The following is a 13,204-nucleotide window of genomic DNA, read 5'->3' on the forward strand; positions in this document are numbered from 1 at the left end:
GAGCAGCGAATGTTCCGCCGCACGCGTTGAGGGAGGATGCCGGCATGAACGAGAAACACGGGATGGGTGGTGGTGACGTGCAGAGCGACTGGCCGGAACTGGAGCCAGACCGACGCAACGACCAGCCCGATCCCGATGATGCGGATGCCGCCCCTGACCTTACCGAGGAAGAAAACCGCCCCAGCGTGCCGGCCAGCGATCCGGAATCCGGGGCCTAGGGCCTGGCGCGGACTTGCCCACTGCCCAAGGGCCTGTGCACTATCAAGGGCACGAATCAGACCCGCCAGTGCACATCGGTGATGCCGTGCCGCTCGGCCAGCGGTCGGCTGACCTTTTTGATCTTTTCCCGCCCGAACTTCGGAATGATCCCCAACCCCGCATCGCAACTGGCCCAGTGCCAGGCTTCGGCATTGTCCATGTGTTCCTGGCGGATGATGAACCGCCGTGGCTCTCCGTGCAGCCGGTATTCAATGGTGTACAGCTGGGGACTAGGCATCGCCGCAGGCCCTCCTCTTCTCCATGGATGACTCTTTGACTGATCGTGGTGCGCCATGAAAATTCAAAAAAAAATGCCAGACACGGTGAAGGAAGGGCCAGCCCATTACGCATCGCCGCCGCCCCATGGCTGGGTTGGAGGTGGAGGCCGTGTCACCGTGCAACCGTTTTGAGCCGTCGCAATCCGCCACAGCGCACCCATTGTTGCCCTGCTCTGGCCAACGTTAACCAGCGTGCGGGGTGCATGGGCTCGACACCGGGCAAATCATTTGCACTTATTCGCGTGGCCGGCGGTCACACCACTGAATGCCCACTTCGCACAACGGAGCTCCCATGCCCATGATACACAGCTGCCAGGCGCTCGCGCTTGAGCAGAATCGCCGGCTGTTCGCCAGCGCCTACCAACTCGAGCATGCCGCCATTGTCCTGCTCGAAGGAGATGGGCTCGACGCCAATCGCTTCGACCATTATCAGAAACTACGACGCAAGACTGCTGTACGCTATCAGGAAGCCATCGAACACCTTGCACTGATTCAAGGTACCCGCTCGTCGCCAAAGTGAGCGGCAGCCTATAATCTGCGCCCAGTGCCCGGCGATTCACCCTGGGCCATTTCCAGGTCCGTACAAGGCTGATGCCATGAAGTCGTCCAGCAAATCGCCCCTCGCCTCGCCGCACAATCCGGCGCTCAGCCCCAGCCACCTGGACTTCCCCGTGGTCGGCATCGGTGCCTCGGCCGGCGGCCTGGAGGCGATCCGCCGGTTCTTCCAGCACACCCCGGACAATTCCGGCATGGCGTTCGTCGTCGTGCTGCACCTGTCCCCGGACCACCAGAGCCAAGCCGACCGGATCATCCAGGCCGTCACCCGCATGCCGGTGCGCCAGGTCAGCGAGCCGGTGCCGATCGAACGCAACCATGTCTACGTGATCTCGCCGGCCAATCGCCTGTCGACCAACGACGGCTACCTGCGGGTCAGCCCGGCCAAGCGCAACCGCGGCGATCATGTGGCCATCGACCTGTTCTTCCGCGACCTGGCCGACGTGCACAAGGATCACGCTTTCTGCGTGGTGCTCTCGGGAACCGGCAGCGACGGCGCCGTAGGCCTGTCGCGCATCAAGGAGCAAGGTGGCCTGACCCTGGTGCAGGCACCCGAGGATGCCGAATACCCCGACATGCCCCGTGCGGCGCTGGCCACCGGCATGGTCGACCTGCTGCTGCCGGTGGATGAAATGCCTGCGCGCCTGGTCGAGTTGTGGCGTACGGCGCGCCAGGTGAAGTTACCGGAAATCGAAGACGACAGCCTGCCGCCACCACTGGGAGAGCGAGAGGGCGACCCGGCGGCGAGTGACCCGCTGCTGGATGAGATCCTGCTGACGTTGCAAGGCGAGACCGGCCACGACTTCAGCCATTACAAGCGTGCCACCGTGCTGCGTCGCCTGGAGCGCCGGCTGCATGTGACCGGCCAGACAGACCTGGCCGGCTATCTCGATTTCCTGCAATGCCACCCTGAGGAATCGCGGGCGCTGCTGGCCGACATGCTGATCGGGGTGACCAACTTCTTCCGCGACCGCGAGGCGTTCGAAGCGTTGCAGCGCCATGTGATGCCCGGCCTGGTCAACATGGATGCCATTGAAGAGGCGGCGCACGAAGTGCGCATCTGGTCGGCGGGCTGCTCTACCGGCGAGGAGGCCTACAGTTTGGCGATGCTGGTGGCCGAACAGTTGGCGGTGGAGCAGCGTAGCGTCCAGGTGCAGGTATTCGCGACCGACCTCGACGAACGCGCCATCGGCCTCGGCCGTGCCGGGCAGTATCCAGACGCCATCGCCACCGACGTGTCGGCGGCGCGCCTGCGCCAGTTCTTCATCAAGGAGGATCAGCACTTCCGGGTGCGCAAGGAAATCCGGGAAAAGGTTCTGTTCGCCCGTCATAACCTGCTATCCGATCCACCGTTCTCCCAACTCGACCTGATCGTTTGCCGCAACCTGCTGATCTACCTGGACCGCGATGTGCAACGCGACATCCTGCGCCTGTTCCATTTCGCCCTGCGTCCAGGCGGCCATCTGTTCCTGGGCAGCTCCGAGTCGACGGACCTTGCGGCCGACCTGTTCGTCGCCGTGGACAAACGCAACCGCATCTTCCGCGCCCGGGAGGTGCAGACCACCAGCCATCCGGCGCGCCTGCAGGCCCCGGAACCTGCGCTCGCGTCACCTGCCCGGGCACGTAGCAGTCGCCGCTTGTCCTACGCCGAGATCCATCACCGCGCCCTCGCCCGCTGCACGCCGCCCAGCCTGGTGGTCGATACCGAGGGCAATATCCTGCACATGAGCGAAGGCGTCGGACGCTTCCTGCGTCACGCGGGTGGCGAGCTCAGCCACAACCTGCTCAACCTGGTCATCGCCCCGTTACGGCCCGCCCTGCGCAGCACCTTGCTGCAAGCGCAAGGCAGCGGCCAGGCGGTGACCTCGCGCAGGGTCGAGGTCAACCTCGACGAATACTCGACCTCGGTGCAGATCCTGATCCAACCCCACCAGGATGACCCCAGTGGCACCGACTGCCTTCTGGTGGTGTTCCAGAGCATCGAAGTCGACGGCAATGCAGGCCCCAGCCCTGCTCTCGAGCAGAGCGAAGGCATGTTGTTGACCAACCTGGAGCGCGAACTGCATCGCACACGGCTGCAATTGCAGGAAACCATCGAGCAATCGGAGTTTTCCAGCCAGGAGCTGACCGCTTCCAACGAGGAAATGCAGGCGATCAACGAGGAGCTGCGCTCGGCCAGCGAGGAGCTGGAAACCAGCAAGGAAGAGCTGCAGTCGATCAACGAAGAGCTGCTGACGGTCAACTACGAGCTCAAGACCAAGGTCGAGGAGACCGACAAGGTCAACGACTACCTGAGCAACCTGATCGCCTCGACCGACATCGCCACGGTGTTCGTCGACCGCAACCTGTGCATCCGCTGGTTCACCCCCCGGGCCACCGACATCTTCAGCATGTTGCCGGTGGACACCGGCCGTTCGCTGCTCGACATCACCCATCGCCTGGACTACCCAGGCCTGGCTGACGATGCCCGTGCAGTGGTCGAACGCGAGACCACCATCGAACGCGAAGTGCTCGGCCACAACCAGCACTGGTACCTGGCCCGCCTGCTGCCCTACCGGGCCAGCGAGCGCAACGTCGACGGCACCGTACTGACCTTCATCGACATCAGCCAGAGCCGCGCCGCGGAGGAACGCCTGCGCCAGGGCGAGGAACGCATGCGCCTGGTGGCGGAAAGCACCCATGACTTCGCCATCATCCTGCTTGACGACCAAGGCCTGATCACCGACTGGAACACGGGGGCCGCGCTGATTTTCGGCTATGGCAAGGACGAGGTCCTCGGCCGCCACTACCAGCTGATCTTCACCGAGCAGGACCAGGCCAGCGGCGTGCCGGAGCGTGAACTGCGCAGCGCCCGCCTCCATGGTCGTGGTCAGGACGAGCGCTGGCACGTACGCAAGGATGGCAGCCGTTTCTATTGCAGCGGCGAGGTGTCGCGCCTCAAGGGCAGCAGCTTGCGGGGCTACGTCAAGATCGCCCGCGACCTCACCGGCCACAAGCGCCTGCACGACGAGCAGAGCAAGCAACTGGCCGAGTCGCAGAGCACCAGTCACATGAAGGACGAGTTTTTCGCCGTCATGTCCCATGAACTCAAGCACCCGCTGAACCTGATCCAGCTCAACGCCGAGATCCTGCGGCGGTCGCCGTCGGTGAAAGCCGCCAGCGCTGCCAGCAAGGCCATCGGCGTTATCTGCGACGCGGTCTCCAGTCAAGCGCGGATCATCGACGATCTGCTTGATGTCGCTCGCATCCGCACCGGCAAACTCAAGCTCAAGACCCAGGTGATCGACCTGGGCACGGTACTTCAGGGGATCCATGCCGTGGTGCTTAACGAACAGCATCCTTGCGCCGTGCGCCTGGCACTGCCTGCGGATGGCGCGCCTGTTCACGTGGAGGCCGATGGCACGCGGCTCGAGCAGATCATCTGGAATCTGCTGAACAACGCATTGAAATTCAGCCCCGCAGGCAGCGAGATTCGCGTGGTACTCGCCAGACAGGACGCCCATGCACGCCTGGAGGTGATCGATCAGGGTGTCGGCCTGACCGAGGACAGCCTGGAGAGCGTTTTCGACCTGTTCACCCAGGCCGCCCCACAGCTGTCCGGCAACCGCGACGGCCTGGGTATCGGCCTGTCACTGGTGCGCCAGCTGGTCGAGGCCCATGGCGGGACGGTGGCGGCGTATTCCCCGGGGCTGGGTTGCGGCACGACCTTCACGGTCTGCCTGCCACTGTGCGCGCCCGGGCGTCAGGCCCCGAACGAGGCATCCGGGCAGACCAGCGACGGCCGCCTGGACGGCGTCAAGGTGCTGCTGGTGGACGACTCGGTGGAAATTCTCGAGGTCATGCAGCAGTTGCTGGAGATGGAAGGCGCGCAAGTCGAGGCCTATAGCTATCCGCAAGCGGCGCTGGAGGCCGCCGCCAGCGGGCGCTACGATATCATCCTGTCCGATATCGGCATGCCGGTGATGGACGGCCACGCCCTGATCAAGGCGCTGCGTGCCCTGGGGCACCTGCGCTACACGCCGGCCATTGCCCTGACCGGCTATGGTGCCAGCGCCGACCAGTACCGCTCACGCCAATCAGGCTTCGACCGGCACCTGAGCAAACCGGTGGGGTACGACGACCTGGTCGAGGCCATAGAGACATTGTGCGGATCGGAGCCCTATTGAGCTGGCACAGCGTCGTCAAGACGCATTCCATCGCCCCCTGCCCCACTCATGCATGCACGCTCCATTGCACCGCATCCGCAGCGATGGGCAATTCGTCGATGGCATGAATCATCCCACTGGCCAGCGCCTCCTCCGGCCCCAGGATACGCGGATAGGCCATCAAGTAACGCGGCACGTCCAGCACGTCGCTGGCGCCTTCGGTCCGTTCGGCGACGATCTGCGCATACAGGCGCAGGTCGTAGTCCAGGCTCATGGCGTATTCGGCCATGCGCGCATGGTCCACCGAGCCGTGCAAGGTCCAGTGGAAGGGATGGAACAGGAACTTGCTGCAGGCACAGGCGGTACGGTGAACACCGGCCAGAAACAGGATGTTGCCCATCGACTCGACCGTGCCCAGGTTGTGGGTATGCACCGGCACCGGCAAGGCGCGCAGGAAGTTGTACAGGGTGAAGCCGTAGCTGCATTCGCCGCCCATGGTGGCGATATTCACTTGCAACAGCTCAGCGCCCTGCTGCAGGGCCTTGGAGCAGGTATTGATCAGGTTGCCGCAGGTCGCGGAGTTGATCGGGCCGGTGTAGTGGATGATATGTCTGGCCATGTCGTCCTCCAGGGTCAGTCAGGCGTGTGCTTTTGCGCAAGGTCACTGCCCGGCGCCGCCAGGTCGTGCTCGCCGATCTGCTGGTAATGCTTGCGCAGCGCATGCAGTTCGGCCGGCCCCATGTCTTCGAGGTCGAGCAGGGCCTTGTGCGCCCGCTTGGTGGTGCGCAGCAGCTCGTCGATCTTGATGTGCAGCTCATCGTTGTCGCGGTTCTGGGTGTTCTGGATCAGGAACACCATGAGGAAGGTGATGATCGTGGTCGAGGTATTGATCACCAGTTGCCAGGTGTCGTTGAAGTGGAACAATGGCCCGCTGACGCCCCAGGCGATGATCAGCATCAATGCGATGACGAAGGTCACCGGGCGTCCACTGTGGCTGGCCAGCCATTGGGCAAACCGGTCGAATTTCATGCGTTGGGTCTCCTCCAGGCCGGTGGCCTGGTTTCACCGGGCAGTCCCTCGATGTCCGGGTCGTCCGGCTGCACTTGCGGTTGTCCCTCACCCGGTTGCACCGTGGCTTGCGGTTGATCGTCGTCAAAAGCATTTTCGCTTTTCATGGCTCACCTCGGTTTGCGCGCCGGCATGCGGTGGAGGCTCGCAAGGCGAGCAAAGTTCCAGTTTTTCTCGCCAACCACGCGCTGTACCGCGGTTGTTCACCCGCTAAATGTTTGCCTCGCAGTCCTTCAGGCAACCGGTCCGAAAATCGGAAAATCATTGCAGTGCGATGACTCACGGCCCAGTCATAACTGAACACAGACCTTCCTGTGTTCGACCAGAGGTAAGCCATCATGGCTAACAATCAAGACAAGGGCGGCGACCGTAGCGCCGACACCAACGTGGGCAACGCCGGCCAGCAAGGGGGCCACGGCTCGGCGGGCGACATGACCGACCGGCAGAAAGGTGGACAACGACCTGATGACAAGACCGACAAGGAGTGGGCGCAATCCCAGGACACCGGGCGACAAGGCGGGCAATCGCTGGAGCAGCCTGAGGACAAGGAAAACCTCTCCGACACCGGAACAGTCGGCGGCCAACATCGTGACCCAGGCCAACGCATGGACAAGGAACGCTGATTGCAAAGGCGTTCCCCAGGGCGACAGCGTTCGCCCTGGGGAGGTATTGGACAGTTGCGGTACAAGCACGAAGCAAGGCCGCGCTTTAGCTGACGAGGTAAAGCCCATGATAGGCCCCGATCATCCAGATCCTTATGTCGATGAAATACCGCACGACCCCGGCGACAAGGTACCACCGCCCGATCCGAAACACGAGGCACCCGACTGGCCGGAAGGCCAAGTGGCACCCGAGGAACAATCTGACGGATGACCGCACCTTGACCTTGGGCGGCAGGAGCACAGCCCTTCGCCTCCCAGGGCCCATCGAAAACGGAGATCGAAAAATGACTGCTCAACTGAATGGCAAGCGCGTTGCCTTCCTGGTCACTGATGGTTTTGAACAGGTGGAACTGACGGGGCCTCGCGAAGCGCTCGAAACAAATGGAGCGGTAATCGACATTCTGAGTGACAAGGAGGGAACCGTTCGCGGCTGGAACCATGACAAGCCTGCCGATGAGTTTGCGGTGGACGCCACCTTCGAGAGCGCCCACCTTGATCTTTACGATGCCATTGTGGTGCCGGGGGGCGTACAGAACTCCGATACCATTCGCCTGATGCCTGTGCAGCGCAGAAATTGGTGAAAAGCCACGACTCGGCAAGCAGACCCTTGGCGGTCATTTGCCATGGCGCTTGGCTGCTGGTATCGAGTGATCTGGCCAAAGGCAGACGGATGACCAGCTACAAGACCTTGCAGGATGATATTCGCAACGCTGGCGGCAACTGGGTAAATGAAGAAGTGGTGGTGGACGGCAATCTGATTACCAGTCGCCAGCCAGACGATATTCCGGCCTTCAACGAGCAGTTGATCAAGGCGCTGGCCGGTAGCTAGGCAGTCCTTCGTTCCGTCAGTGGGAAGCGGCATCGGAAGAGGATTGAGAACAGGCCAGCTCACGCGCCCTGGCAACACCCCATAGCAGGGCGGTCGTCATGGACTGCCCCGGGCGCGTCCCATAGGCTTCTTCGTGGATCAATGCACCGTCCTGGCGATAGATGCCCATGAACAACTGTGTGGTTCCAACACGTGAAAGGCGCACCTGGACATCTATAGTCCAGCCGGTATCAAGTATTTCAGTGTGCGTACGGCAATGTAGCTGCGTATCCATCCAATCCCAATACGTCTGACCTCTTTCTCTCATCACGTTCTCCCACGGTGAGATCTAAGTAAGACACATTGTCGGAAACTAGGCTGACCACCGATCGTTTTTTTTGGAACCCTTTCAACACGTTGAGAGGCTGATCGCTGACTTATCAGTCATAGAAAGAACCAAACGGCGGTGCTTTGTCGCCAACAAAGCTCCGCCAGGGCATTTCCGCCAGCGCCACTCGTCAATCCTGATGAACCCTCTCGCACCGCTACCAGTCGCTACTGATAAGTACACGAGCACAGGGGGCTCTCGTGAGCGAGATCCGTATTGGTATTTCCGGTTGGCGCTATGGCCCATGGCGCAAGGACTTCTACCCCAAGGGGCTACGCCAGGACGACGAACTGGCCTTCGCCTCGCGAGCGGTCAACAGCATCGAGATCAATGGTTCGTTCTACGCGCTGCAGACACCGGAACGCTATGGTCATTGGCGTGACCAAACACCCCAGGGCTTCGTGTTCTCGGTCAAGGCGCCGCGTTATATCACCCATGTGCGCAGGCTTCGAGAAATCGACGAGCCGCTTGCCAACTTCTTCGCATCGGGCCCGCTAATGCTGGGCGACAAGCTGGGGCCATTCCTGTGGCAGTTTCCGCCGAGCCTGAAATTTGATGCGCAACGCTTCAGCGATTTCCTGGCCAAGCTGCCGCGTGATCGCAACGCTGCCCGCCTCCTTGCCCGCCAGGCGGCCGAGCGCCTGCAAGACAACAGCGGCACGGCCATCCGCGGCAACCAGCGCCTGCGCCACGCCGTGGAAATTCGCCACCCCAGCTTCCTCTGCGACACCTTTATCAACCTGCTGCGCAAGCACAAGATTGCCTTGGTGGTCGCTGACAGCGCGGGCAAATGGCCTTATGTCGAGGAGATCACGGCCGATTTCGTGTACCTGCGCCTGCATGGCGATGTCGAGCTCTACAGCAGCGGCTACACCGCCAGCGCACTGCGCCGCTGGCGCCTGCGCATCCAGGCCTGGGCTGCGGGCGGCCAACCGGAAGATGCCCGGCGCGTCGTACGCCGGGCCCCTGCAAAACGCGCATCCCGTGACGTGTACTGTTACTTCGACAACGACCAGAAAGTGCATGCCCCCTACGATGCCCGCCGCCTGCTGGCCAAGCTCGGCCTTGACGGCGAGCTGGTGACCGAGCCTGGCGTCGAGCCGCAGGAGCCTCTATGAACGGGACCCTGCCCACTCCCCGCTGCATCATCGGCAAGGTGACCGCCGTGCACCGCCTGACGGTGCTGACCCTCAACGTGCACAAGGGCTTTACCCTGTTCAATCGCCGTTTCATCCTGCCAGAGCTGCGCGAGGCGGTGCGCGCCACCGGGGCCGACCTGGTGTTCCTGCAAGAGGTGCATGGCAGCCACCACGGGCATGCCGAACGCCACCCGACCTGGCCGACGACGCCTCAGTACGAATTCCTCGCCGACAGCATGTGGCCGCAGTTCGCCTACGGGCGCAACGCGGTCTATCCCCATGGCGACCATGGCAACGCCCTGCTGTCCAAGTTTCCTATTCGCGCCCACGACAACCTTGACGTGACGATCCACGGCAACGAGGAACGCGGCCTGCTGCATTGCCTGCTCGAAGTGCCTGGCCATGAGCAGGTACACGCGATCTGCGTGCACCTGGGGCTGCGCGAGGCCCATCGCCAGCGCCAGGTCGGCCTGCTGCTGGCATTGCTCGACAGCCTGCCGCCGGACGAGCCGGTCATCATCGCCGGTGACTTCAACGACTGGCGCCTGAAAGCGGATTCGCGGCTCTCAGAATACCTGGTCGAGGCCTTTGGCAGGCCGGCGCGCAGCTTTCCCGCCCGCCTGCCGCTGCTGCGCCTGGACCGCATCTACCTGCGCAATGCGCAAGCCTGCCAAGCGCGGGTGTTGTCCAGATACCCCTGGTCACACCTCTCCGACCATGCCCCACTGGTGGCGCAGGTGACGCTATGAAACAGTCCTGGAGCAACGGCAACCGTGTCGAACTGTTGATCAACGGCGAGCAGTACTACCCGCGCGTTTTCGAGGCCATGGCCCAGGCACGCGAGGAGATCCTCCTGGAGACCTTCATCATCTATGACGACAAGGTCGGCCAACCTTTGCGCCAGGCCCTGATCGACGCCGCGCGGCGCGGGGTGCGGGTCGAGGTGGCAGTGGACGGCTATGGCACCGCGGACCTGCCCGACGACTTCATCGCCTCGATGACCGGGGCCGGGGTGCGTTTCCATGCGTTCGATCCGCAACCCCGGCTGGCCGGCATGCGCACCAACCTGTTCCGCCGCCTGCACCGCAAGATCCTGGTGATCGATGGGCAGCGCGCGTTCATCGGTGGCATCAATTACAGCGCCGACCATCTCGGCGACTTCGGTCCGCAGGCCAAGCAGGACTACGCCGTGGAAGTCGTCGGCCCGGTGGTTGCCCAGGTACATGCATCCTCCTGCCGCCTGCTTGCACCGGTGCTGGACACCGCCAGCCAGGTCCGGCCGACCGGCATTGAGGCGGGCCCGGCCAGCGCCGTGCTGGTGGAGCGCGACAACCGGCGGCATCGCAACGATATCGAGGTCTGTTACCTGCAGGTCTTCCGTGAAGCCAGGCAACGTATCGTCGTGGCCAATGCCTACTTCTTCCCGGGCTACCGTCTGCTGCGCGAGCTGCGCAACGCCGCTCGGCGCGGGGTCGAGGTGACCCTGATCCTCCAGGGGCAGCCCGACATGCGCTGGGTGCGCGCGCTCTCGCGGCTGCTCTACAACTACCTGCTGCGCGATGGCGTGCACATCCACGAGTACTGCCAGCGCCCGCTGCACGGCAAGGTGGCATTGGTGGACGACGAGTGGTCCACCGTAGGCTCGAGCAATCTCGACCCACTGAGCCTGTCGTTCAACCTGGAGGCCAACCTGCTGGTTCGCGACCGTGCGTTCAACGATGTGCTCTACCAACACTTGAGCGAGCTCACCCGCGAACACTGCAAGACCGTGACGCTGGAGCGCATGGTGCGTGGCTACTGGTGGCGCGCCCCCTTGATCTTCCTGGGCTTCCACATCACCCGCTATTTCCCGCGTATCGCCGGCTGGTTCCCGGCGCACCGGCAACGCCTGCAGTCGTTGCAAGCCGACAGCGAGGCCCCGGCCGGCTACCACGGGGGTAAGACCTGATGGCCACGCCACGCTGGAAGACCTGGGGCAAACGCCTGCTGACCGTGCTGTTCCTGGTGCTGATCCCGGTGCTACTGTTCACCCTGGCGCGTAACCTGGACTGGAACGAAGTCCGCCAGTCGCTGCTGGCCTACCGACCCTCGACCCTGGCCCTGGGGTTGCTGCTGGCCCTGTGCAGCTACCTGGTGTTCGCCAGCTACGACCTGCTCGCTCGCGCCTACACCGGCCATCGCCTGCCGGCCCGCCAGGTGCTGCCGGTGGCGTTCGTGTGTTATGCGTTCAACCTCAACTTCACCACCTGGGTCGGTGGCGTGGCCCTGCGTTATCGCCTGTACGGCAGGCTGGGGCTCGACACGCCAACCATCACCCGCATCCTCACCCTGGGTCTGTTGACCAACTGGATGGGCTACCTGTTGTTGGCCGGCACCGTGTTCGCCCTTGGCATGGTCAAGCTGCCGGAAAACTGGGCGGTGGGGGCTGGGGGTCTGCGCCTGATCGGCGTACTGATGATGGCGGTCGCGTTGACTTACCTGTTCGCCTGCGCCTTCGCCAAGCGGCGAACGTGGGACCTGCGCGGGCACGAAGTCACCCTGCCGGGCCTGCGCCTGGCGCTGTGCCAGGTGGCCCTGGGCGCGAGCAACTGGGCACTGATGGCAGCACTGATCCACCTGCTGCTGCCACCAGACCTGTTCTATCCGTCGGTATTGGGCGTGCTGCTGATCAGCTGCGTGGCGGGCGTGGTCGCCCATATTCCCGCAGGGCTCGGCGTGCTGGAGGCCGTGTTCCTCGCCCTGCTCCATGGCCAGCTCGGTCAGGGCGAGCTGGTCGCCGCGCTGCTGGGTTATCGAACGTTGTACTACCTGATTCCGCTGTTGTTGGCGGTGTTCACCTACCTGATCCTCGAGAAGCGCGCCAAGGCCTTGCGCCAACAGGCCGGGCCGGCCCTCGACAAGCGCTGATGGGCCATCGGGCCCGGGAGGTACATCATGCGGTTCATTGTGTACATGGCACTGCTGGGCACCTTGGCCAGCGGGCAGGTGCTGGCCGAAGGCTGTGATGTGGTCACCCGCTCCTCCAGCGAGGCAGTCAAGCCGGTACAGCAGCACACGTGCTACAGCTACGGCAACATGCCGGCCGAAGCGATCGCCTGGTCGTGCAGCAACGAAAGCAAGGAAATGCTCAACAGCCAGAAGCGCCGGGTCGAGCGTTGCGCCGACGGCAGCGTCGGCAGCTGCATCGCGCCGCTGACCCAGGAGACCCTGGCCAACCCCGATGCCGCCGGACGTGGTGAACCCTCTACCCGCCCAGCCGTGCCCAAGGATGCGCGGATCATCACCTATTACTACGACACCCCGAGCCTGGGCCAGGCGCGCAGCGATTGCGAGCGCAACAACGGGGTCTGGCAGACTCACTGACGCAGAGGAGAACGACCATGCCACGTGGAGACAAAGACAAATACAGCGACAAGCAGAAACGCAAGGCCGAGCACATCGAGCAGAGCTACGAGGACAAGGGCGTGTCCAAGGACGAAGCCGAAGCCCGCGCCTGGGCCACGGTCAACAAGCAGTCAGGAGGCGGCGAGCGCAAAGGCGGTTCCGGGCAGAAGAAAAGCCCTGCGGCCAAGGCCCAGGCGCGGGCTTCATCGGCCCGGCGCGCGGTGGCGACCAAGCATGGCGTGCCTCGCCCCGGACAGCGGCTGGAGGACATGACCAAGGCTGAACTGATGGACCGTGCGCGCAAGCGGCACATTGCCGGGCGCTCGAGCATGCGCAAGGGAGAATTGATCGAGGCCTTACGCAAGGTGGCTTGAGACGCGCCGGCGTCCCCCCGAGGCAAGCTCGGCGCTGTGCCGTTGCCGTTGCCGTTGCCGTTGCCGTTGCCGTTGCCGTTGCCGATCAAGAGTCTAGCGCCATAGCCCGCTAGCGACAGCTGCGTCAGCCCAGGCGCCGCCCGTA

13 protein-coding genes and 1 pseudogene are annotated in these 13,204 nt (G+C 63.5%); 11 read left to right on the top strand and 3 right to left on the bottom strand.

Translation table 11 applies throughout. From position 1 onward, the window contains the following. Positions 1-44: 44 nt before the first annotated feature. The gene (locus CC207_RS27050) at positions 45-218 is read left to right on the top strand and encodes a hypothetical protein (RefSeq protein WP_158216149.1); all 174 of its coding nucleotides are present in this window, start codon (positions 45-47) and stop codon (positions 216-218) included. Positions 219-274: 56 nt separating this feature from the next. Here CC207_RS27050 and CC207_RS22880 read toward each other — a convergent pair whose 3' ends face one another. Next, positions 275-496, bottom strand: coding sequence for a DUF6555 family protein (locus tag CC207_RS22880; RefSeq protein ID WP_028688896.1), 222 nt, complete (start codon positions 494-496; stop codon positions 275-277). A gap of 332 nt (positions 497-828) precedes the next feature. Between CC207_RS22880 and CC207_RS22885 the strand changes: the two genes are divergently transcribed. Both CC207_RS22885 and CC207_RS22890 read left to right on the top strand, forming a co-directional pair. After that, entirely contained in the window at positions 829-1,056 is a 228-nt protein-coding gene (locus CC207_RS22885; protein ID WP_088852814.1) for a hypothetical protein, read from the top strand. Positions 1,057-1,132: 76 nt separating this feature from the next. Then, complete coding sequence (locus CC207_RS22890; RefSeq protein ID WP_088852815.1) at positions 1,133-5,257, top strand: CheR family methyltransferase; 4,125 nt, start codon at positions 1,133-1,135, stop codon at positions 5,255-5,257. Between the two features lie 46 nt (positions 5,258-5,303). Here CC207_RS22890 and CC207_RS22895 read toward each other — a convergent pair whose 3' ends face one another. Continuing rightward, positions 5,304-5,855: an ATP-dependent Clp protease proteolytic subunit gene (locus tag CC207_RS22895; protein WP_088852816.1), complete on the bottom strand. Its 552-nt coding sequence runs from the start codon at positions 5,853-5,855 to the stop codon at positions 5,304-5,306. A 14-nt stretch (positions 5,856-5,869) separates the two neighbouring features. Beyond that, complete coding sequence (locus tag CC207_RS22900; protein ID WP_028688899.1) at positions 5,870-6,265, bottom strand: low affinity iron permease family protein; 396 nt, start codon at positions 6,263-6,265, stop codon at positions 5,870-5,872. Between the two features lie 377 nt (positions 6,266-6,642). Between CC207_RS22900 and CC207_RS22905 the strand changes: the two genes are divergently transcribed. From CC207_RS22905 to CC207_RS22950, 8 genes and pseudogenes are all read left to right on the top strand, one after another. Continuing rightward, on the top strand, positions 6,643-6,927 hold the full coding sequence (locus CC207_RS22905) for a hypothetical protein (RefSeq protein ID WP_088852817.1): 285 nt from the start codon (positions 6,643-6,645) through the stop codon (positions 6,925-6,927). A gap of 323 nt (positions 6,928-7,250) precedes the next feature. Then, positions 7,251-7,795: pseudogene (locus CC207_RS22915) on the top strand (type 1 glutamine amidotransferase domain-containing protein). A gap of 567 nt (positions 7,796-8,362) precedes the next feature. Beyond that, positions 8,363-9,280 (top strand): DUF72 domain-containing protein, encoded by a 918-nt coding sequence (locus CC207_RS22925; protein WP_088852820.1) that lies wholly within the window; start codon positions 8,363-8,365, stop codon positions 9,278-9,280. Next, positions 9,277-10,050: an endonuclease/exonuclease/phosphatase family protein gene (locus tag CC207_RS22930; protein ID WP_088852821.1), complete on the top strand. Its 774-nt coding sequence runs from the start codon at positions 9,277-9,279 to the stop codon at positions 10,048-10,050. Before CC207_RS22925 ends, CC207_RS22930 begins: the two co-directional genes overlap by 4 nt. Continuing rightward, on the top strand, positions 10,047-11,249 hold the full coding sequence (clsB, locus tag CC207_RS22935) for a cardiolipin synthase ClsB (protein ID WP_088852822.1): 1,203 nt from the start codon (positions 10,047-10,049) through the stop codon (positions 11,247-11,249). Before CC207_RS22930 ends, clsB begins: the two co-directional genes overlap by 4 nt. Beyond that, the gene (locus tag CC207_RS22940) at positions 11,249-12,208 is read left to right on the top strand and encodes a lysylphosphatidylglycerol synthase domain-containing protein (RefSeq protein WP_069017605.1); all 960 of its coding nucleotides are present in this window, start codon (positions 11,249-11,251) and stop codon (positions 12,206-12,208) included. Before clsB ends, CC207_RS22940 begins: the two co-directional genes overlap by 1 nt. A 27-nt stretch (positions 12,209-12,235) precedes the next feature. Further along, positions 12,236-12,664 carry a hypothetical protein gene (locus CC207_RS22945; RefSeq protein ID WP_069017606.1) on the top strand — a complete coding sequence of 143 codons (429 nt, stop codon included), beginning with the start codon at positions 12,236-12,238 and terminating at the stop codon, positions 12,662-12,664. Positions 12,665-12,681: 17 nt separating this feature from the next. Then, positions 12,682-13,059 carry a Rho termination factor N-terminal domain-containing protein gene (locus tag CC207_RS22950; RefSeq protein ID WP_069017607.1) on the top strand — a complete coding sequence of 126 codons (378 nt, stop codon included), beginning with the start codon at positions 12,682-12,684 and terminating at the stop codon, positions 13,057-13,059. The last annotated feature ends 145 nt before the right edge of the window (positions 13,060-13,204 follow it).

It is taken from the genome of Pseudomonas sp. DrBHI1, assembly GCF_002205115.1.
GTDB lineage: Bacteria > Pseudomonadota > Gammaproteobacteria > Pseudomonadales > Pseudomonadaceae > Aquipseudomonas > Aquipseudomonas mosselii.